Below are 22,478 nucleotides of genomic sequence, written 5' to 3'. Positions count from 1 at the left end.
ATAAAAAAATGGCAGATATTAAATCTGCCATTTTTTATTCTTTCAATTTAAGCGACTAGCTTATCAATCCAAACTTCTAGTGTTGGTTGTTCGGCTAAATCTTCAAAGCTCACCTGTGCACCGTAAGCTTGCCATTTACCTACCAGTGTCATGAGGCGTACCGAATCAAGCCCAAGCATGAGTAAGTCATCATTTAACTGAATGTCTGATGCAGGAATCTGTAGCTGTTCACTCACTGCCAAGACAATACCTTCTTGGGTTAACGGCGATGCGGCTTGTTCAAGTTCCCAAGCTCGTGTGACTTGTTGGGTCATCATGACTTGTGCGCATCTTGTACTAGCATATTTCAAAGCCATATCGTGTTCTTCACGGCTAAAGTCAGCGAGTGCATCACCACATAAAAATGGTTGAATGTTTAGCATAAACGCTTCTGCAGCACTCATGAGACAACCAATATGTGCATAGACACCACAAATAATGAGTTGATCACGGTTTGACTCACGCATAAGTTGCTCGAGTGGAGAAAACTTAAATGCGCTATAACGCCATTTTGTTAAAACAGTATCATTTTTCTGAGGCGTAATTTCCGGCAAAATTTGGGTGATATTTGGATCATCTTTTAGACCTGTCCCCCAGAAATCAGTTAATAACTGGCGATGTTCTGGCGTCTGGTTACCAGGCTGGGCGGTATAGACCACAGGGATATTAAACTTGCGTGCAGTTTCAATCAGTTCTTTGGTATTTTTAATGAGCTCTGGAATAGGCGCTTGAGTCTGATCATAAAAATCTAAAAAATATTGCTGCATATCATGAACCAATAAAACGGCGCGATTGGTATGCAACTGCCAATGTGTTTTATTCGCCGTAAATTCATGCGCTTGGGGCATGCTGTAACTAGCAATTTTTGGAATACTCATCAAATTTTTCCTTTTTTACCTTTAAGCAAGAACATTGGTTTTAGTTTCAAGTTGTTGACGCAATCTTTTTTTGTCGATTTTTCCAAAGGCTGTGTATGGGAATTGCTCGATAAATTCCACGCGATCTGGAATTTTGTAGGTCGCAAGTCCATAGTCTTTAAGGTGTTGGCGTACTGACATCGCAAGACGAATTGGACTTGGATCATCGCTTTGAGATTGCCATGCAACAAAGGCACAGCTTTTTTCACCCATAACCTCATCAGGCATAGCAACCAGTGCTGCTAGGCGAATTTGAGGATGGGTTAGTAGCGCTTGTTCAACTTCTTCGGTGGCAATCTTTTCCCCAGCACGATTAATTTGTTCTTTAGAACGGCCTTCGACAACAATGCAGCCATCTTCACGAATACGGACTAAATCGCCAGTACGATAAAAACCATCGGGAGTAAAAGAGCGCTCATTGTGCTCTGGTGCTTGGTAATAACCGCGAATGGTATATGGACCCCGTGTAACCAAATGCCCCACTTGCCCAGCTTCTACTGGTTGATCGTTATCATCTAGCACTAAAATTTCATCATCTTCTGAAATTTTTAAGCCTTGGGTATGGATAATCTGCTCTTTGGTCATATCAAAATGGGTGTAGTTCACCAGCCCTTCAGCCATTCCAAAGACTTGTTGCAGATTGACCTTAAACTCATCAATTAAACGTGAGGCAACTGCATCAGGTAATCGCGCCCCACCCACTTGTAAGCAACGCAATGTCGATAATATTGGGTCTTGATCTTTTGCAGATTTATCCATCCAAGGTCGAACTAATGCAGGAACTAGGCAGGCATCGGTAATTCCATGTTTTTTTATTAATGGAAATGCCGTGTCAGGACTTGGATCGGTTCCTAAAACGACCGCTCCACCTGCATAAAAAATACCTAAAGAACCAGCTGAGCTCATTGAAAAGTTATGCGCCGCAGGTAAAACCATGAGTAAGCGTGATGACTGGTCCAGACAACAGATTTTTGCGCTCTCACGAACACTGTAGAGGTAGTCGTCATGGGTACGTGGAATAAGCTTAGGAACCCCAGTACTTCCACCAGAAAGCTGTAAAAAAGCAACTTGATCTGCCGTAGTCGGCGAGATCGCCTCATCCAAAATTTTTGTTTCTTTTAATAGGTCTTGAATGGCAGCAAAGTTACCAGCATTTCCAAGTACAAATACATGTTGTAAGCAAGAAGCTGTTTGCTGAAGCTTTTCGGCAAGTTCTCTGTAGTCAAATTTTTGTGCACCAAAATCAGCACAGAAATAAGCTTTTGCTTGAGTCTGTTTGAAAAAACTACTGAGTTCTGCATAGCGATGTGCAGGCAAAGACATTACTGGTAGTGCACCAAGCCGAATAAGTGCAAAAAATAAAACATAAAACTGATAGTGGTTCGGCATTTGTACAACTGCTTTGTCACCCGCATGTAAGCCGTGTTGATATAAATGGCTTGTACAGCAATCGACTAAATAATCAAACTCAGAGTAAGTAACGGCTTTTTCACCATCATAGATTGCAATATTTTTCGGGTACTTTTGAGCACTTTCTCGCAAGAAGTCACTCAAGTTTTGCCCAATCCAATAACCTTTTTTACGGTAAATCTCAGCGAACTCTGCTGGATATGGCACAGCACCATCCAAATAAACTTGTGTTGTCATGTGTTTGATCCTTGGATTGGCAATTGATTGGGTGAAATGTGGAATCCGTCCAGCACAGTACGGAATTTTGCGGCAGTTTCAGCATGTTCAGCTTGCGGACGAGAAGCTTCCACAATGCCTGCACCGGCAAATAAACGCGCAATATTCTGATAAATTCGGGCACAGCGGACAGTCACCGACCATTCACCATTACCTTGTTCATCTGCCCAGCCCATGGTTCCTGCAAAGAGTTCACGATTAAATGGTTCAAGTTGCTGAATTAAATCTTTGGCTACTGGGCTCGGTTCACCACAAATTGCAGGCGTTGGATGTAAGCGTTCAATGAGATCAAATACATGGGTGTCGGCTTGTTTTAACTCACCAGTAATATGTGAAGCCAAGTGCCAAAGACGTTTGGTACGAATAAGAGAAGGTTGCTTAGGAACATGTAATTGCTTACAAAAAGGTGTGAGTTCATCTGCAATCATTTCAATCACAAGAGCATGCTCATGTTGATCTTTTTGTGAGGCAAGTAAAGCTCTGGCGTTATTTTGATCTAGAGTTGGATCGTCATCACGAGCCAATGTACCCGCAACCGGTTTACTCCAAATTTTTGTATTTTGCTTTGCAATTAGTAGTTCTGGACTTGCACCAACAAACCATCCCTCACTTTGAGGGTGCCTTGCGACTGCATAGTTATAGCCTTCGGGATTATGCTTCGCTAAATTATAAAATAAGTCTGAGACTGGAATATTTTGTTCATATTCAAGTTGTAAAATGCGTGCTAGAACAGCTTTATCCAGTTTCTTTGCCTGCATTTGCTGAACTAGATATTCAACTTGCTGCTGGTAATGTTCACCTAACGGGAAATAATCAGCCTTATTTAATCTTAAAGAATTAAGATCTATATCAGATTGTGCGTAGAGTACCTTCTGACATATTTTTGCATTTTGCATGAGCATTAAATTGACATCTGCTGCCGAGCAAAACGGCAGTCCGCCCATAATTTTGACGTCTTTATAACCGTCGTTAATTGCTTGCTGTAATTGAATTCGCGCTTCTTGTAGCCAGTCTTTTAAAAGGCTATTTTTAGCGACCTGAATATCTTGTAATTTCTGATGACTATTGATTGTGTATTCTGGTGTGGTAAAAATAAAACCCGCATCATGTCCGCACTTTAGAACCTCTTGAGCAAGTGCAACGTGGCTTTCAGTAAAATTTTCTCGTTGGATAAAATACGGATGTTGTGCCGACATCTCGTGACTCCTTATACCGTTATTTTGTTGTAATGAATGAGTGTTTAAACGCCTAAAGTGGCTCCCCCATCAACCACAATTTCTTGCATGGTAATTTGTGCTGCCTGATCGGAAAGTAAAAAGCTGACTGTATTTGCAATGTCTTCAGGCTGGGCTAATTTTCTTAAAGGAATGCCTGTGCGGTATTGGCTTAAATCGCCATCAATTACCGCTGGTGGCGGTGTATTGTCCGTCCACAACTGCTGTTGCATTTGGGTTAAAGTTGAGCCCGGTGAAACAATGTTGAGTCGTACCTGATGAGGTGCGATTTCAAGTGCAAGATTACGGCAGTAATGGCTCAGCGCGGCTTTACTTGTAGCGTACATGCCCAGTTGTATCCGTGGCATACGTGAACTATTTGAACTAATCGTGACAATACTTCCCTGTTTTTTTTCACAAAAATGTTTGGCAAGTTGCTGACTAATCGCAATAGGTGCCATGACATTTACCGCAAAAAGTGTTTCCCAATCTTCTGTTTTTGCTTCAAGCATAGAACGTATAATCAAGACACCTGCTGCGTTCACTAAACCTGTAATGTTGTGCTTTTCTAAAAGATCGGCAATAAGCTTTTGAGTAGCTTGTTGCTGTGTAATGTCCTGTGAAATGCCTTGCCAACGTAAACATTCATCTGATGTCAGATTTTTGCTGATTTCCCATTGTTCTGGGTTTTCCTGCCGGTCAATACCGATCACTTGATACCCTTGTTGCAATAATTGCTTTGCAATAGCAGCTCCGATACCTCTTGCAGCGCCTGTGACTACGATGGTAGAGCTCATGTTTAACTCCCGTCTGATTTGTTCACTAAATTGCACAATATAATTGCAAATAATTATCATTATTATCAAGGGCGATAAATATCAAACATCAGATTACAATCTAAATTAAGTTATTTATTAACCATAATTTCAAAGTAAGCTATTGTTTTTAATTAATATTAATAAAAATCATCTTTTTTTATTGATTATAATGATAATTGTTTTCATTTACTAATGAGAATCATTCTGATAATTTGACCGCGCTTTCTTGTCGATATGGATTCAATCATGAAGCCATTTTCTATGCCCTTACACCCCTTGTTTCAACAATCAAATGTTGGATGTGAAACTTGGTGGAATACCGTTAAAAAATTAGGTAATCCCCTTGTTAGTGTGCAAACAAAAAATAAAACTTCTTGCACTTTTGTTTGGCGCAAACCCCAGCACGAAGAGTGTTGCTTCGTTTATATCGATGTCTATTCACAAAGCCCATCTATCTATCAAAAGTGGAATCGTTTTAGCCATATAGCTGGGACAGATGTGTACTTTTTTGAAATAGAGCTCCCTGTGGCGTGGAACGGTAGTTATGTTGTAGTTACAGCTAGTGAGGAAGCACCACAAACAAATTGTGCGGCAACGCGACGATCATGGTGGCAAACCCAGCTTAAACAAAATGCTCAGATTGACTCATTAAGTCATCAGCAGTTTTATAGCGGACACTTGGCTCGTTACATTAATCAAGTTCAACTCGAAAAGACAAAACAATTACTCGCCACTCCTTGCTCTATTACAAAGACTTTTCAGTGGTCAAGTGTGTTATGTGAACAAGACTATTTAGTTGATATTTTTATTAGCGGTCAGGTAGTTCCAAAGCCATTACCACTCGTTATTTTTCTTGATGGGCAAGTCTGGAGTCGAGAGCTTTCAATTCTTTCCGAAATTCGAGATTTAACCAATTTAAAAAAACTCCGTCCAGCTGCATACGTATTTATCCATAGTTTAAACAGCCAACAACGTATAAAAGATTATGGTTGCCATGATGGATTTAGTCTGGCGCTTGTAAATGAATTATTAGAAATTCTTTTAGAACAATATTCATTTATTTCAACAATAAACATCACTTTATGCGGTCAAAGTTTAGGTGGTTTATGTGCTTTGCATAGTGCATTACTTTTCCCAAAAGTTTTTACATCGCTAGTTTTGCAGTCTGGCTCTTATTGGTGGTCAGATTTTTCTAACAGCGCTTTGGGACGAAACCATGCAGGTAACCTTTTAGAACTACTCAATTTATCTCATCCATTACCAAAAACAACTCAAATTTATATCAGTGCAGGCACGTATGAAACCGATATGCGGGACGATGCCCACCAGCTTTATCAACAATTGCAATCATTCAATCAAGTGAGTTTTCAAACTTTTTCAGGCGGCCACGATGCGGTGAACTGGCGTGCAGACTTGCTTAAGGCATTGCAAAAAATTCTTTCACTATAACCATTTGTTTCATCAAGGATAACAATATCATGAGCAACTTACAGGAAAACTATATTAATCCTTTCGATAATGAAAGTTTGTCTTTTCAGGTTTTAAAAAATCAGCAAGGTGAATTCAGTTTATGGCCAGCCCAACATCAGGTGCCATCAGGTTGGGACGTTCAACATGGTCCAGATACACGGGCTTCGTGTATTGCGTATGTAGAAAAGCATTGGGTTGCGATTAACCCCTTTCAGCAAGCGTAAAGGAGTATTGTCATGAATCAGGCATTAAATAATGAATTTACTTCCGATATTTCACAACCAGCTCGTTTTGAATTGGCATCTACTCAACTCGGTATTTTTCTTGCCGATCATTTAAGTTTTATTGAAGACTTATATACGATTGCACACTGCTTAGAATTACCAAAATCTATTGATATTTCAGTGTTTAAGCAAGCAATTCAAATGGGTTTAAATGAAGCTGACACTGTGATTGCTTCATATTCATCGGATCCGGCACAGCCCTTTATTGAACTTAATAAGCAAATGCAGATTCGAATCGAAGAATTTGATTTTTGCCATTTAACCCCTCAAAAAGCTCAGCAACGGTTATGGGATTGGATGCCATCTGACCGCCAATGCGCTAAATCACTTAAAGCTGGTGAATCTCAACTGTTCCGTCAGGTGTTATTTACTACACACGACAAAGTGTATTGGTATCAACGTTATCATCACATCATGCTTGATGGTTTTAGCATGATTAACCTCACAAAACGAATTGTTGAGTTATATCAACAATTACAAGCTGGAAAAGACCTTAGTTCTTCACCTTTTATTGATATTAATGATGTCATCTTAGAGCGTCAGGCTTATGAAAATAGCCATCAATTTAAAATAGACCAAGCTTTTTGGAAGGCTTACTGTGAAGACTTGCCTAGTCCTATTAGTTTAAGTACACACCACTTAGCCTCGAAAACAACAGCCCAATTTGTTAAGCACCAGCTGCGTTTTTCTACAGGAATTTTAGAGCAAATTCAGGCTTTAGCAGCACAATTAAAATTAGCTTTGAATGACATGATGATGTCATTGTCATTACATTATATTTACAAAATGACAGATAAAGCCGAGTTGGTTAACGGTATTCCATTTATGCGCCGTTTAGGCTCAAAAGCAATTCGCTCAACATTACCGACCGTAAATGTATTGCCTGTGAAGTTTAATGTGGCTGAAAAAGACAGTTGGGTGAGCTTGGCTCAACATGTTCAAAAACAATTACGACAAATTCGTCCGCATCAGAAATATGATGCTGAACAAATTTTAAGAGATTTAAATAGTATCAATATCCATGAACGAATGTATGGTCCTATTTTAAATTATAAAGCTTTTGATCAAGACTTGGTGTTAGATGGTGAAAAGGTCAAAACCCATCATATCTCAACAGGACCCATTGATGATTTTGAGTTTTCTTTTATCGTTCAAGATCATGAACTCATTATCGAATTACGTGCGGATGCGCAGCGTTATACTCAAGATGAGTTACTCATGCATGGTCAGCGTATAACGCTGCTATTAGAGCAGACTTTATTACAACCAGAGCATCCATGTAGCAATTTTAATATTACGACGCCACAAGAACTTAGTGCGCTCACAAAAAGCGGTATAGGCCCTCGCGTTAACCATCCTGAACAATATAATAATGTTCTAGATCTCTTCTATGAACAAGTTCAAAAGTATCCGGAACGTATTGCAATTATTAGTGGTGAACGTCCGCATCTACAACAACTTAGTTTTTCTGAACTTGCAATTCGGGTGAACCAACTTACCCGTTTTTTACAGGAAAATGGCGCAAAAAAACATACGGTTATTGCGGGTGCTATTCCACGTTCTATCGATTCAGTTGTTGTGATGCTATCGGTATTAAATTCGGGTGCAAGCTTCTTACCACTCGATTTAGATTACCCAATCGATCGTATGCAAATGATGTGTGAAGATGCCAATCCATTGTTTGTGCTTACAACACAGGCGCTGTCAACCCAATTGCCTCAAAATATTCAGCAAGTACATCTTGACCATATTGATGTTCAAAAGCAGATTCAAAAACAAGAAACGAGTGATATTCCTACCCAGAGTCGTAATTTCGATTTTCAGGATGTGGCTTATGTGATTTTTACATCAGGCAGTACCGGTCGTCCGAAAGGTGTCATGAACACGCATGGTTCGCTACTCAACCTAATTTTATCGCATAAACCTACAATTTATTGGCCTGTACTTAATGCTGTAGAGCAGCGTTTTCCTGATCGTCCATTACGCGCAGCACATACACACTCTTTCTCATTTGACTCTTCTTGGTTGCAAGTTTTCTGGATGCTATGGGGACAAGAGCTACATATTTTTGATGAAAACATGCGCCGTGATGCATTTGGTTTGGTGCAAGAAATTCAGCAACGACAAATCGATACATTAGATTTACCGCCGTCTTTTTGCGCGCAAATGATTACCAATGGCTTATTTTCAGATGGTCAACATCATCCAAGTCTGATCTTGATTGGTGGTGAAGCTGCGCCTTTAGCTTTATGGCAACAGCTTAATGCTCAGCCAGAGCTTTTTGCACATAACTTATATGGCCCAACAGAATATACGGTTGATACTTTCCGTGCAGAATTAAAGCACACATCACGTCCAGTCATTGGTAACCCAATTGGTAATACTCAAGCATATGTACTTGATCGACATTTACAGCGATGTGCCACTGGCGTGATTGGTGAGCTTTATATTTCTGGCTTTGGTATTGCTAATGGTTATTTAGGTCGTGCTGACTTGAGTGCTGCTCGTTTTGTTGCCAATCCATTTGAACATGGACAGCGCATGTATCGTACGGGTGATTTGGTGCGTTGGAATACGGCTGGCAAGCTTGAGTTTATGGGGCGCTGCGATGACCAAATTAAAATTCGTGGTTATCGGGTTGAAATTGGTGAAGTAGAAAATGCACTTTCCGTTTTACCTAATATTGAAAGTGTTGTCGTCATTGCAGAGCCAATTAATAACAGCCACCGTTTGCTCGGTTACTGTGTTGTCAAAGACATCGAACTCGATGAAAAAATAAGTGAGCAGTTAAGTCAGCAGTATTTAAGTCAGTTACGTCAAAACCTACCTGAATATATGGTGCCTTCAGCCCTCACAGTCATGGCTGAATTTCCCCGAAATGTAAGTGGTAAGGTTGATAAAAAGGCCCTACCGCGTCCGAAGGTTCGCAGTCATAGTCGTATGGCAGAAACACCTGAACAGAAGCTTTTATGTCAGATTGTCGCATCTGTGCTGAAACTAGATTCTATTGGGATTGATGACGACTTCTTTATGACAGGTGGTGATAGCATTTCTGCCATCATGGTGTGTACTCAACTACGGCAGCATGGTTACAGCTTAAGACCAAGTGATGTATTCCAATTCAAAACAGTTGCTGCTCTGGTACCCCTTCTGACACGTTTAGATGAGCAACAAACGGCCATTTCAAAACCGTTATTTTCAGCAGACCTAGAACAAAAGGTTCAAGAAAAATATGGCAAAAACAGCATAATTCTACCTTTACTTCCTTTGCAAAAAGGCATGCTGTTTTTATCTCAAGTAGCAAATCAATCGAACTATAATGCCTTTACTCGTCTTAGTTTAAATGGAGATATTGATCCGGTACGTTTACAGCAAGCGCTGATTGCCGTACTAAAACGTCACCCTCAATTAGGTGGACATTTTGATAGCGAGTTGGCTGAAGAACCTGTTTTTATCTATTCTTTACACCCTACTCAAGCTTGGCCAGTTCAGTTTTGTTCGGTCACTCCCGATTTGCTTGAGCAAACCATTCAAAAGGTATTACAACAACCGACTCACCTCGACCAACCCTATGGTCTGATTCGGGCAACTTTAATTCAACATGCTCCTGAACAATCAGAACTATTGATTATGGTGCATCACTTGCTAACTGATGGCTGGTCAACTCCACTGTTTTTACAAGACTTTATTAAAGCCTATCAGCAAACTAACCAACAACTGCCTGTGCTTAAACATAGCTATGAAATGGTAATTAAAGCCTTATCTGGGCGTGATCATGAAACGTCAAAAGTAATATGGCAACGTGATTTAGCTGATTTGCAGCCACTTATTTTATTTAATCAACCACAGCAAGCTGTACAGGAAACTTCATATCGTTTAAGTGCTGAGTTGGGTGCTAAACTTCAACATAAATTACGCCAACAAGGCATCACACTCAATGTCTTCATGCAAATGATCTGGGCAATGACTTTAAATATTTATGCTCATCGTGAAGACATTGTATTTGGAACTCCTGTTTCTGGGCGTTCAGCACCTATCAATGGTTTAGAGCAACAAATCGGATTGTTTTTAAATACTATTCCGGTACGTGTACAGTTGAACATGCAGCAAACACTTTGGGAACAATTAGCTCAGTTACAGCAATTGCATGTTGAACATTTAGAACACGACGGTTTAGGACTGGGTGCAATTCAGCAATTAATGGAGCAAGGTAATCTTTTCGATAGTTTGTTAGTCGTAGAAAATTACCCAGATAACCAATATTTACAGCAAAAACTTGGCGATGCGGCTATTTCTAAGCTCACAAATCGCGGTTATAGCCATTATCCGCTTGCGTTGTTAGTCATCCCTGATCATCAAATTGAATTACTACTCGAGCAACGTGGTGTAATCGATCAGCCAGAACATTTCCTACAGCGAATGGTTCAATTTATTGAAATTGCACTAAATGAACCAGAAACTGCTTTAGGCCATTACTGTCTACAACTGGCCGAAGAGCGCGATTTAATCCAAAAAACGAATCAAACTCAATATTATGTTCGTCCAACAACATTACAGCAATTACTCAGAGAGCAAGCTCGAATTACTCCTGAACAAACGGCGTTATGTGATGAAACTCACCAGCTCAGTTTCAGTGAAGTACGTTTTCAAGTTTGTGCCTTAGCACAGCAATTGCAAAGTGCGGGTGTGCAGGCTGGAGATATTGTTGCCGTTGCCCTGCCAAGATCAGTCAAACTGAGTATTGCTATTTTAGCGGTAATTGAAGCAGGCGCAGCTTATTTGCCACTCGATTTGCAACACCCAACTGAACGCAGCAAATTTATGTTGCAAGATGCCAAATCTAAACTTTTGATTGGTGAACAAAAAGATCTAGCTGCTATTGCCCATCCATCAATAGCCACCTTTGCTTTCGATCAATTGTTTGATGAAACAAAAGTTGATTTAAGCAGCTATAAAACTACAGTCATTACCCCACAACATCCGGCATATTTAATCTATACCTCAGGTACAACAGGTCAGCCAAAAGGCGTCATGGTTTCTCACCAAGCCATTGTGAACCGTATTTTGTGGATGCAATCAGAGTATCCAATCTCAGCAGCCGATACGATTTTGCAAAAAACACCATGTACTTTTGATGTTTCTGTATGGGAATTTTTCTGGTCGTATCTGGTCGGTGCTCGATTGGTTATGGCACCTGTAGATGCACACCGTGACCCGTTGGCATTATTAAATCTCATTCAAAAATATCAGGTAACCACATTACATTTTGTACCATCAATGCTGGCTGTCTTTGAAAATGCAGCAACAGAAATTTTGTCACTTACTCAAAGACAAAGTTTGTCAATTCGCCGAGTGTTCTGTAGTGGTGAGGCATTACCAACGGCTTTAGCAAAATCATTTACTGAGCACTTTAGCTGTGAGCTACATAACTTATATGGCCCAACCGAAGCTGCGGTAGATGTGAGTTATATGGATGCAACGTTGGGATTACATCCTGAAGAAAGTAGCGTTGCAATTGGTTATCCGGTCTGGAATACGCAGCTTTATATTTTAGATCAATATTTACGCCCTGTTCCTGTTGGAGTGGACGGTGAGCTTTATTTAGCAGGTCATCAACTCGCCATGGGTTATTTACATCGAGCAGACTTAACAGCAACACGCTTTGTGGCAAACCCGTTTGTCGCAGGTCAAAGAATGTATCGCACCGGAGATATTGCCCGTTGGCATGCAGACGGCAGTATTCAATATATAGGCCGTGCAGATGATCAGCTAAAAATACGAGGGCAACGGATTGAACTGGGTGAAATTGAGCAACAGCTACGTTTAGCCAGTGGGTTAGATGATGTGATTGTCCACCCTATTGTTTCTGAGCAAAATAAAGTAGACGTTCAACTAGTTGCTTATTTGCAAACACCAACATCTGTTGACATTGATCAGTTGAAGAAACGTATTGCGAAACAGCTTCCTGCTTATATGTTGCCAACACACTATATGTTAGTTGAGCAATTCCCATTAAGTCATAATGGTAAACTAGATCGTAAAGCACTACCGCGACCACAACTTGATACTTCAAATACAGAAAAACAGTACGCCACAACTGCTTTTGAACATGAACTGACACGTATTTTCCAGCAAGTTTTAAATACAGAACAAAATATTGGCATAAACGAAGATTTCTTTGCCATTGGTGGACATTCCATTTTGGTCATGAAGCTTGCAATTGAAATCCGAAAAGTATTTAAGCGGACCATTCCAATTGGTCAGTTAATGAGTCATGTGACTATTCAGCGTTTAGCGGCTTTGCTTCTTACACAAGAACGTTTAGAAGAAGTTGAGCAAACTGGTATGCAACCTATTTTACCAATCCGTTCTGGCTCTGGGCATCCATTGTTCTGTTTCTTCCCAGGTTCTGGTTCGGCATGGCAATACACAGTGCTCAATCGTTATCTGCATTCAGACTTACCAATTATCGGCTTGCAGTCACCTCGCCCAGATGGCCTATTGGCAAATAGCGCAAATATGGATGAGTTGGTTGAAAAACAACTTGAGATTATTCGCAAACAACAACCAACAGGACCTTATACCTTATTAGGTTATTCACTAGGCGGCACAGTCGCTTATGCGGTTGCAGCAAAGTTAACTGAACAAGGTGAACAGGTTGATTTTCTAGGCTTGTTAGACACTTACCCTGCCGAAATTCATCAGTGGTTAGATTTATCTGTAGAAGAAATGAATGCTGAAGCCGAACAGGAACAGCTTCAATTCTTCAATGATATTCTGGTCGATGCAGATACGGCGCTAAACGAAGAAACTCGCCGTTTACAAGAGGATATTTTTGCAAACTATCGTGATGCAGTCCGTTTATTAAAACCTTATAAAATGCCGCACTTTGAAGGTGAACTACATTTAGTTGTTGCTGAAAAAGATTTACTTCCATATATCCAACCAGAACAACAATGGTCGCCTTTAGTTAAAAAGCTCAATATTGTTCGTCTAAATGATGCAGACCATACCGATATATTGTCTCCGCAGCAGCTTGAAACACTTGGCCCAATTTTAAATCGCATGATTTGTCAGGCACGCGATTTAGAGGAGCAAATGTCATGAGTTTTAAATCAATATTGACCGATTTCAGTCTTTTAAAACGTAATGCTCATTTTCGACATGTATTTATTGCCCGCACGCTATCATTACTAACCATTGGCATGTTGGTCGTTGCCATTCCCAAACAAGTCTATGACTTAACTGGTAGTTCGTTAAATGTTGCTGTTGCAATGGCCTTTGAAGGCGTTGCGATGTTTATTGGGTTGTTACTCGGTGGTTTGTTGTCAGATCGCAAAGACCGAAAATGGCTGATTTTATTGGCGCGCAGTGTTTGCGGTTTAGGTTTTGCAGGGCTTGCGATTAATGCTATGTTTGAGCATCCTTCGCTCTATGCCATTTATTTTCTTTCAGCATGGGATGGTTTCTTTGGTGCTTTGGGTGTAACCGCAATGATGGCGATTATGCCTGTGATTGTAGGACGTGAAAATATCATACAAGCCCGTGCGATCAGTATGGTATCTGTACGACTTGCTACCGTTATTTCACCAGCAATCGGCGGTATTTTAATTGCAGTCAGCGGTGTTGCAACGGTGTATTGGGTTTCAACGGTGGGCACCTTACTCACCGTGTTTTTATTGATGGGGCTACCTGCACTTAAACCGCAACACACATCAAATGGTGAAAGTCCTCTTCGTCAATTAGCTCAAGGGTTTAAATTCGTTTTTAAAAACAAAGTGGTTGGCAGCACGATTTTAATTGGAACATTGCTTAGCTTTAGCAGTGCTATTCGCATTATTTTTCCACAAATGGCAGATGAAATCTTTCACGGCGGCGCGTTTGAACTCGGTCTTATGTATTCGGCCGTACCTTTAGGTTCAACCCTAGGTGCCTTACTCAGTGGATGGACAACACGATTACTGCGACCAGGCTTAGTCATGCTCTACACCTGTTTAGGCGTCTTTAGCTGCATGATTATGATTGGGCTTTCACCATGGTTAATCATGACTTTGCCCATTTTATGTGTGTTTGGATATTTGATGTCGATTGCCAACTTGCTTCAATACAGCATTGTACAAGGACATACACCTGATGAATATTTAGGCCGTATTAATGCAATCTGGCTCGCGCAAGATGCGTTAGGTGATTCGATTGCCACAACAACTTTAGGACTTTTAACGCGGTTTTTACCAATATCAGGAAGCATTCTCTTCTTCGGCATATTAAGTTTTGCGGTAGGATTTATGTTCTTATTCAATTCTCAAGATATGCGTGAAACGGGCTTTCAAGATCCTAAATTACAAGAAAATTAATCACCAAATAAAAAAGAAGGCAATTCGTTGCCTTCTTTTGTTTTAAGCAGATATATTCGCTTTAAAAACCCAAGTCATAATGTAGTCTTGTTCCACTTTCCAGCCGCCTTGATAGTGTTCTAAAAGTTGATATCGATTTCGTATTTCTGATGTAAAAGCCAAAGTTAATGCTTGGTTTTCAAAATCAATATCGACTACAGAAGCTTCTAAAAAGTCGATGTATTGTTTAGCAATACGATATACAGCTTTATATAAGCTTTCTTTAACAGAAAAAATTAAGCTCACAAATTGAGAAAAATCAAAAAACTCAGAGGCTTTAATCTTCCAAAGTTCAAGCTCAGAAGGCGTTAAAATAAGATGCGCACTCTCTTGAGCAAATTTTGAGGTCACCCAATGCTCGATATCAATTCCTAAATAACTGGCTTTGTCGGATAGCATAACGATCAACTTATTTTGTGAATGACTAATACTACCCAAAACATGAGTTGGCCAGACGGGCAAATGTTCATGCATAGAAGTTATTGGCTGATCTAAACCAAAATGATGACTTAAAACAGCTTGAGCCAATATTCTTCCACATAAGTACTCGTTTTTACGTTCGACACGCGCTTGAGCAATCAGTTTTGGGGGTTTTAGCTGCTGATCTATATGTAAATGCAATGTTTTTGATAAGTCTAAACCATAACAATAGAATGGCATTTTAAATAAAGTTGGTTTAGAGATTTCAAAAATTAACTTACAAAGAGACTCAGGAATATATAAATAATCACACACAACATTTGACATCAAGTAAAGAATTTTTAACAAGTTATCTCCTATCTTATCGCATGGCAATAAAGTGATAAATAATTATATTTATCATTTGATAATAATTATTATTTACTTATACTATTGGATAAATTTTCCCCTTAATTTATTTAAAAATATTGATCATGAAACTTATAGGACTTTTTTTGACCCTGTTGGGAGCAGTCAGTATCTATTGTAGTCATAGCAACCAAAACCTGTTATCTCAGCATCTTCCCACTCTATTTAAGTATTTAGGCCTATTGTTTTTAGTCATTGGATTAATTGCACTCTTTGCCAGCTTACCCAAAGTTGTTGCCGCTTTTTGTTGGTTCATGCTTATCATTTTTGCATGGTCATTCCTTCCTTTTATGGCGCTTTTTAAACGGAAACTGATTTCATGAAAGCTAAAATTCAGTCTCCTATTCAGCCAGATTGGTGGAGTAAAACTTTTGCTGGTGGTTTTCTAGGGCTAAGCCTTGCTATTGCTTTTGGCAACCTGATTGTTTTATTGGGTCAGCCTTATATTTCAATGGACCTTTTGGCCCAATTAGGCATGTGGAGTATTCCTTGGGTTTGGATGCCAATTATGTTTGGCACCTATTTCTTTGTGACAGGAAGACAAGCAATGGTTTATTTATTTGTTGCCAACGTACTGGCTTATAGCTGTGTGTTTCTAATTCGGGGTTAAATAATGAAAGTACGTTCGGATATCATGAAACTTGCAAAAAGCATGCATACTTGGGTGGGTGTATGTGCAGGGATTTTACTTTTTATCTGCTTTTTTGCTGGCGGCCTCAGCATGTTTCAGCACCATATTAGTAAGTGGGCCACACCAACGCAGCAAGTTTTACCTAAAGTCTCACCCGACCAATATAATGAGCTGATTCAGAAAGTACAGACTGCCTACCCTGCAACCCAACAAGGCTTTACTCTCAATTTATCGTCGAATGAATTTCACTATGCGCCCATTACGTGGAGTGAACATGGACGTGGAGATAGCTTTAATGCTGCTCAGTCCACGTGGATGGCCAGCTTAGATGAAAAAGGTCAGTTAATTGTTGCTCAAGAAAACTTATCTAAAGCGGGCTGGCTGATCGAACAGTTACATGAAACAGCAGGTATACCGGGCATGGCAGGCCATCACGGATTGGGTCTCTATGTGATGGGTGTAGTTTCGATTTTATATTTTCTTGCATTGCTTTCAGGAGTCATTATTCTTTTACCAACCTTGGTAAAGGACTATTTTGTCATTCGTCCTGGTAAGAATAAAAAGCGATTTTGGCTAGATGCGCATAATGTGATTGGAATTACCAGCTTACCTTTCCACATCATTATTAGTATTAGCGTTATTGTCTTTGCTTTTCATGACTTTTTTTATGATGCGATTGGACAACTTGCTCTAAAAGGACAGCCTGTTTTTCAACGTTCGCCTCCTGCGCTTATTCAACCAAAACAAACACAAATTGATGTGCAGCAAATATTAGCTCAAGCCAAAAAAGTTGCGCCTGAATATTCAGTTGACTATATCCAGTTCAGTGGTCTCGATAAACCTGAAAAAGCCAATGCACGAATTGCCCTTTATAGTTCAGATCAGATGTTGCGCGGTGCGAATCATGACTTTATGCGGATGAATCCATATGCAGTTGAGCACTTTAATCATAAAGGCATTAACACGCAGACGGATGCAGGTAATAAGTTAATCAACGCCATGTTTAGCCTACATTTTGGAAGTTTTGGTGGTACGGGTGTACGCTGGATCTATTTTGTTTTAGGTGTTGGCGGAGCTTTCTTATTTTATACGGGTAATATTCTTTGGGTTGAAACTCGTGCACGTAAGCAAAAGCGTGCTGAAGACCCTGTTCCTGTTCAACGTAAAGATGTGGTGTTCCTTGCGAATTTAACTATTGGTGCATGTTTAGGATGTGTTTTAGCTGTAGTGGGCACAATGTTAGCCAGTCGTTGGCTTTTCGCAGCACTCAATATTGAAAGCATGAATCACTTATTTATGTATGGTTATTATGCAATTTTCTTACTGACTTTGATTTACACCTTTGTCATTGGCTATGCAAAAGCTTTACCTCAACTGCTATTAACCTTAGTTTTGGCGTTATTTGCGATTCCTCTAACCTCTCTTACAGCCTACTTAATTCCACAAAGTGGTTTATGGGTTCATGGTGGAGAAATTTTGATGGTTGATTTCTTGGCTGTCATTTTTGCTTTCGCTTTCTGGCGTTTTTATCAACAAGCTCAAGATCGCTTGAAAGCTGCTCCACTGGGCAGTTTATGGGCTGGTTAATAACCATAAATCGACAAGACTGAAATAATGTGTGAAATATGAAAATTTATAAAATCCACATTGTTTCGGTCAGTTGTTTAATTTCTTGAATATCATGACTCACATAAATCATCGGAATTTTTATTTCCTCTTTTACTTTCTGAAAAAAAGGAATAATTTCAGCTTTATGATTCGCATCTAATGCTGATAAAGGTTCATCAAGTAATAACAGCTTTGGTGAATATAACAATGCTCGACCTAGTGCCACGCGCTGCTTTTCCCCACCTGAAAGTTTGATAGGCATACGTTCTAGCAAGTGCTCTAACTTTAATAATTCAATAATGTAATCTGCTTCAAAGTGACGTTCTTGTTGTGCAAGATGTTTAAGGCCAAATAATAAGTTTTGCTTTACCGTTTTATGCGGAAAAAGCTGAGCATCTTGAAAAACCAATCCAACATGCCGCTTTTGCGTGCTCAAATTAATTTTTTGATCGGAATCAAACCATGTTTGGCCCTGTATTTTAATGAGTCCACTGCGCGGAGTGTTCAGGCCAGCAATGGCATGCAATATTGAAGTTTTACCTGAGCCCGATGCACCGAATAAACCAATAACTAAAGCATCCGACTGAAAATTGGGTTCAATAAGAAATTGGCCCATGTGTAGCTGAAAGTGGCAATCAATTAACATAATATTACCGCCCTAAGCGCTTTTTTTGATAACGATGAAACCACTGTGCAAACCATAATGCTAAAAAAGCCACACTTAAAGATAAGACAATCAACCTTTGAATAGCTGCTTCTGTATCGGGTTGTTGCATCAGGCTATACATGGCTAGAGGTAAGGTTCTTGTTTCATCAGAGATATTGCCAACAAAAGTAATGGTGGCCCCAAACTCACCTAAACTACGACAAAAACATAAAATGGCACCAATTAAAATGCCGCTACTGGCAAGTGGTAACGTGACATGAAAAAATGCCCCAAAAGATGAAGCACCTAATGTCTTTGCTGCCATTTCTAAACGTTGATCGACCAGCTCAATTGCGAGTCGAATGGATTGCACTAAAAGTGGAAAACCCATTACTGCCGAAGCAAGAACTGCCCCTTTCCAGTTAAAGGCGAACTCCAATCCTAAAGGTGCTAAGTATTGCCCAATAATGCCGCGGTTTCCAAAGACTTGTAATAGCAAATAACCCGGCACAACTGGAGGTAGTACCAATGGTAAAAAGACCAATGTTTCAATGAATGACTTTCCCCAAAACTCTTTACGTGCCAATATCCACCCTACAAAAATTGCAGGCACAAGGCTGACAATCAGGCAACTTGCTGCAACCTTACAAGAGAGTTGAAGAACGCTGAGCTCTTCTGGGGTTAAAGAAAACATCATGGTTTTGCTGGAGTCAATACACTAAAGCCATATTTTTTAAAAACGACTTTGGCTTGGTTACTTTGTAAAAATTGATAGAACTTTGTTGAGTTCGGATTCTTTTTAATCATCCCGACAGGATAAATAATTGGTAAGTGCGTATTTTCTGGAAATACACCCACCACAGTTACATCTTTACTAATCGCTGCATCGGTTGCATAAACAATGCCCACCTGACATTCACCACGTGCAACGAAATTTAACGCCGCTCGAACATCTTCTGTTTCGACTAATTTTGGCTCAACACGGCTCCACCACCCTAAATTTGTAAATGCTTGTTTGGCATATTTGCCTACAGGCACACTTTTAGTATCTCCAGTACAAATCTTCCCTGTAAACGCTTTATTCGGATCAGTAGTTTTATCTAATTTAACCTTTAATGATTGTCCTTTAGGTGTAATCAGTACCAATCGATTACCTAGTAAGTTTAAACGGTCATTTGCTGTGACTAATTTTTTATTTTGTAGATAATCCATCCATTGCGTATCTGCTGAAATAAAAATATCGGCTGGTGCGCCAGCTTCAATTTGTTTAGCTAATGTCGATGAACCTGCATAAGAGGTTTTAACCTCTACTTTATTCTTTTTTTCGTAAATTTTTTCTAAATCACCCATGGCATTGGTCAAGCTTGCTGCTGCATAAATCGTAACTGATTCTGCATGTGCTGAGTTATTAAATAATAATCCTAAACTCAGCATAGTACTTAAAAGCGTCATTTTCTCAATCTGGGGAGCGCTTAACATTATTTTTCACCTTCTTATTGATTTATGCAGCGATATATATCCAAGAATATAGCGATAAGCATAGCTTATGAAAAGTAGAATTATTTAAAGATAGATGACTAAAATGCTCATAGAAAGTGCATCTTATATTTTTGAGCTATATTGGAGCAAAATATAAAAGAACGATTTTATGTTTAGATTCTATCTAATATCCATCTATGTTTCTTTTTTAGCATGATTTAGATAGGTTTTATGGTCATCACTACATCAAAAAGATAATAGCGATGACCATAAATATCTGTAAACAGATCAGTCGTTTATGCCAGCCACTTTTTTAGATACGCAATAAAAACGTCTATCCCAGACCATCATTTAAGATAGTGCAGAATAGACGTCTTTGTCTGTGTAACTGAAATTGCAGCAGTGCTTTTTCAGCGAGCATTTTTAAACTAAGCAAAAGCCATACCAATCTATTCAATCTATATAAGTTTTTAATCTATTTTCTTTAAATAACTACTCATGATTTGATAATCATGTTCCAAAGCTTGCCTAGCGTTTATTTCCATTTGTCGGTATTGCTCTAAAACTTTCTGGCCCAAAGCTGTGACTGCTGCCCCACCGCCATGTGTTCCGCCCGTTTGAGTTTCAACTAAAGCTGTTTCAAAGCACTGATTCATGGTATCGACCAACTGCCATGCACGGCGGTAGCTCATATTCATAGATTTTGCCGCTTGTGAGATCGAACCAGTTCTCTCAATTGCTTCAAGTAAGTCTGCCTTTCCAGGACCAAATGCAATATTTCGCTCTGAAAGAATTCTGATTTGTAATTTTAATTTATGTTCTTTCATAGACTTAACTCACAAGGTTTTACTTTATGCTCTTTAGGATTATAGGGAAATTTAAAAAGATAGGACATATACATTTTTAAAATGCGATTTCATCTTAAAAATAGTGTGATTAAAAAATCAAAACTGCACAAAGTGGATAAAGATCTGGAAAAAACGGATAGAGCTAAAGGTCTAATCGCGGTTCAATCAGTTAAAAGCTGAATGAATAAAGGATTGAGCAAATGACCTCATCTAATTTAAAACAATGGAATGATTTTGTAGATGGATGTATCGACTTCCGTCCTAAAGATAGCGTGTTTCGTATCGCCCGTAATATGTTTACCGAGCCTGAGCTATTTGATTTGGAAATGGAACTTATTTTTGAAAAGGTTTGGATTTATGCATGTCACGAAAGTGAAATTCCAAACAATCATGATTTCCTAACCGTTCAAATTGGTCGTCAGCCGATTATTGTCAGCCGTGATGGTAAAGGCGAACTGCATGCCATGGTCAATGCTTGTGAGCATCGCGGCGCGACATTAACACGCGTTGCTAAAGGCAATCAGTCAACCTTTACCTGTCCGTTCCATGCATGGTGCTATAAGTCAGATGGCCGTTTAGTCAAAGTCAAAGCACCGAGTGAATATTGCGAAGATTTCGATAAATCAAGCCGTGGTTTAAAACAAGGCCGTATTGCCAGCTATCGTGGTTTTGTATTTGTAAGCCTTGATACGCAAGCAACAGATACTTTAGAAGACTTTTTGGGCGATACAAAACTGTTCCTTGATTTAATGGTTAATCAGTCACCAACGGGTGAACTAGAAGTTCTTCAAGGTAAGTCATCTTACACCTTTGCAGGTAACTGGAAACTACAAAATGAAAATGGCCTAGATGGCTACCATGTCAGTACCGTTCACTATAATTATGTCTCTACAGTCCAACACCGCCAACAAGTGAACGCATCTAATGGTAGCGATCTCGACACCCTTGACTATAGCAAGTTGGGTGCGGGTGACTCAGAAACTGATGATGGCTGGTTCAGCTTTAAAAATGGCCACAGTGTTTTATTCAGTGATATGCCGAACCCAACAGTTCGTCCGGGTTACAGCACAGTTATGCCGTATATGGTTGAAAAGTATGGCGACAAATATGCTGAATGGGCAATGCACCGTTTAAGAAACTTAAACTTGTACCCTAGCCTATTTTTTATGGATCAAATTAGTTCGCAACTTCGTATTATTCGCCCTGTTGCGTGGAATAAAACAGAAGTTATTAGCCAGTGCATTGGGGTTAAAGGTGAATCTGCTGAAGCACGCCGTAACCGTATTCGCCAGTTCGAAGATTTCTTTAACGTGTCAGGACTTGGTACACCAGATGATTTAGTCGAGTTCCGTGAACAGCAAAAAGGCTTTCAAGCGCGACTTGAACGTTGGAGCGATATTTCTCGTGGCTGCCAGTCTTGGGAATATGGCGCGACCAAAAACTCACAAGATTTAGGCATCCAACCAGTCATTACTGGCCGTGAATTTACCCATGAAGGACTCTATGTAAACCAACATGGACACTGGCAACGTCTAATGCTTGATGGCTTAAACAAGAAAGCATTGAAAATGCAAGATATTACTTTCGAAAACAATGTCGTAATGGATGAGGTATAAC

The 22,478-nt window shown here is 39.6% G+C and carries 16 protein-coding genes and 1 pseudogene; 7 read left to right on the top strand and 10 right to left on the bottom strand.

The features are described from left to right. Positions 1 to 47: 47 nt before the first annotated feature. From KTH84_RS02915 to KTH84_RS02895, 5 genes and pseudogenes are all read right to left on the bottom strand, one after another. The gene (locus tag KTH84_RS02915) at positions 48 to 236 is read right to left on the bottom strand and encodes a phosphopantetheine-binding protein (protein ID WP_235823111.1); all 189 of its coding nucleotides are present in this window, start codon (positions 234 to 236) and stop codon (positions 48 to 50) included. 30 nt (positions 237 to 266) lie between these two features. Beyond that, positions 267 to 917 (bottom strand): annotated as a pseudogene (locus KTH84_RS02910) (isochorismatase family protein); the annotation flags it as partial. Positions 918 to 938: 21 nt separating this feature from the next. After that, positions 939 to 2,603 carry a (2,3-dihydroxybenzoyl)adenylate synthase gene (locus KTH84_RS02905; RefSeq protein ID WP_262471896.1) on the bottom strand — a complete coding sequence of 555 codons (1,665 nt, stop codon included), beginning with the start codon at positions 2,601 to 2,603 and terminating at the stop codon, positions 939 to 941. Further along, positions 2,600 to 3,838, bottom strand: a complete 1,239-nt coding sequence (locus tag KTH84_RS02900; protein WP_262471895.1) for an isochorismate synthase MenF — start codon at positions 3,836 to 3,838, stop codon at positions 2,600 to 2,602. Before KTH84_RS02900 ends, KTH84_RS02905 begins: the two co-directional genes overlap by 4 nt. Before the next feature lie 44 nt (positions 3,839 to 3,882). Beyond that, positions 3,883 to 4,653 (bottom strand): SDR family oxidoreductase, encoded by a 771-nt coding sequence (locus KTH84_RS02895; RefSeq protein ID WP_133973627.1) that lies wholly within the window; start codon positions 4,651 to 4,653, stop codon positions 3,883 to 3,885. A 267-nt stretch (positions 4,654 to 4,920) separates the two neighbouring features. Here KTH84_RS02895 and fes point away from each other — a divergent pair, with 267 nt between their 5' ends. The 4 genes from fes to entS are packed head-to-tail and all read left to right on the top strand — an operon-like array spanning position 4,921 to position 14,782. Continuing rightward, positions 4,921 to 6,123 carry an enterochelin esterase gene (gene fes / locus KTH84_RS02890; protein WP_262471894.1) on the top strand — a complete coding sequence of 401 codons (1,203 nt, stop codon included), beginning with the start codon at positions 4,921 to 4,923 and terminating at the stop codon, positions 6,121 to 6,123. Positions 6,124 to 6,152: 29 nt separating this feature from the next. Beyond that, entirely contained in the window at positions 6,153 to 6,368 is a 216-nt protein-coding gene (locus tag KTH84_RS02885) for an MbtH family protein (RefSeq protein ID WP_003651732.1), read from the top strand. Positions 6,369 to 6,380: 12 nt separating this feature from the next. Continuing rightward, positions 6,381 to 13,535 carry a non-ribosomal peptide synthetase gene (locus tag KTH84_RS02880; protein WP_262471893.1) on the top strand — a complete coding sequence of 2,385 codons (7,155 nt, stop codon included), beginning with the start codon at positions 6,381 to 6,383 and terminating at the stop codon, positions 13,533 to 13,535. Next, positions 13,532 to 14,782 (top strand): enterobactin transporter EntS, encoded by a 1,251-nt coding sequence (gene entS / locus KTH84_RS02875; protein WP_202742081.1) that lies wholly within the window; start codon positions 13,532 to 13,534, stop codon positions 14,780 to 14,782. The genes KTH84_RS02880 and entS overlap by 4 nt, the downstream gene beginning before the upstream one ends. Before the next feature lie 42 nt (positions 14,783 to 14,824). Here entS and KTH84_RS02870 read toward each other — a convergent pair whose 3' ends face one another. After that, complete coding sequence (locus KTH84_RS02870; protein ID WP_262472479.1) at positions 14,825 to 15,568, bottom strand: 4'-phosphopantetheinyl transferase; 744 nt, start codon at positions 15,566 to 15,568, stop codon at positions 14,825 to 14,827. A 400-nt stretch (positions 15,569 to 15,968) separates the two neighbouring features. On the opposite strand from KTH84_RS02870, the gene KTH84_RS02865 reads away from it, so the two are divergent. Both KTH84_RS02865 and KTH84_RS02860 read left to right on the top strand, forming a co-directional pair. Beyond that, positions 15,969 to 16,259, top strand: a complete 291-nt coding sequence (locus KTH84_RS02865; protein WP_262471892.1) for a hypothetical protein — start codon at positions 15,969 to 15,971, stop codon at positions 16,257 to 16,259. A gap of 3 nt (positions 16,260 to 16,262) precedes the next feature. Next, positions 16,263 to 17,867 carry a PepSY-associated TM helix domain-containing protein gene (locus KTH84_RS02860; RefSeq protein ID WP_262471891.1) on the top strand — a complete coding sequence of 535 codons (1,605 nt, stop codon included), beginning with the start codon at positions 16,263 to 16,265 and terminating at the stop codon, positions 17,865 to 17,867. Positions 17,868 to 17,913: 46 nt separating this feature from the next. On the opposite strand, the gene KTH84_RS02855 is transcribed toward KTH84_RS02860, so the two are convergent. The 4 genes from KTH84_RS02855 to KTH84_RS02840 form a co-directional block, all read right to left on the bottom strand. Beyond that, entirely contained in the window at positions 17,914 to 18,534 is a 621-nt protein-coding gene (locus KTH84_RS02855; RefSeq protein WP_262471890.1) for an ATP-binding cassette domain-containing protein, read from the bottom strand. A 4-nt stretch (positions 18,535 to 18,538) separates the two neighbouring features. After that, positions 18,539 to 19,231: a molybdate ABC transporter permease subunit gene (gene modB / locus KTH84_RS02850; protein ID WP_262471889.1), complete on the bottom strand. Its 693-nt coding sequence runs from the start codon at positions 19,229 to 19,231 to the stop codon at positions 18,539 to 18,541. Further along, a complete protein-coding gene (gene modA / locus KTH84_RS02845) occupies positions 19,228 to 20,013 on the bottom strand; it encodes a molybdate ABC transporter substrate-binding protein (RefSeq protein WP_262471888.1) in 786 nt (261 codons plus the stop codon). The genes modB and modA overlap by 4 nt, the downstream gene beginning before the upstream one ends. Before the next feature lie 470 nt (positions 20,014 to 20,483). Beyond that, complete coding sequence (locus tag KTH84_RS02840; RefSeq protein WP_262471887.1) at positions 20,484 to 20,840, bottom strand: winged helix-turn-helix domain-containing protein; 357 nt, start codon at positions 20,838 to 20,840, stop codon at positions 20,484 to 20,486. 221 nt (positions 20,841 to 21,061) lie between these two features. Between KTH84_RS02840 and antA the strand changes: the two genes are divergently transcribed. Further along, on the top strand, positions 21,062 to 22,477 hold the full coding sequence (gene antA, locus KTH84_RS02835; RefSeq protein WP_262471886.1) for an anthranilate 1,2-dioxygenase large subunit: 1,416 nt from the start codon (positions 21,062 to 21,064) through the stop codon (positions 22,475 to 22,477). Position 22,478: the final 1 nt, after the last annotated feature.

This window comes from Acinetobacter sp. WU_MDCI_Abxb74 (assembly GCF_025513915.1).
Taxonomy (GTDB): domain Bacteria; phylum Pseudomonadota; class Gammaproteobacteria; order Pseudomonadales; family Moraxellaceae; genus Acinetobacter; species Acinetobacter calcoaceticus_C.
The sequence above is the reverse complement of the archived record's forward strand: the minus strand, read 5'-3'. Positions and strand labels throughout refer to the sequence as shown.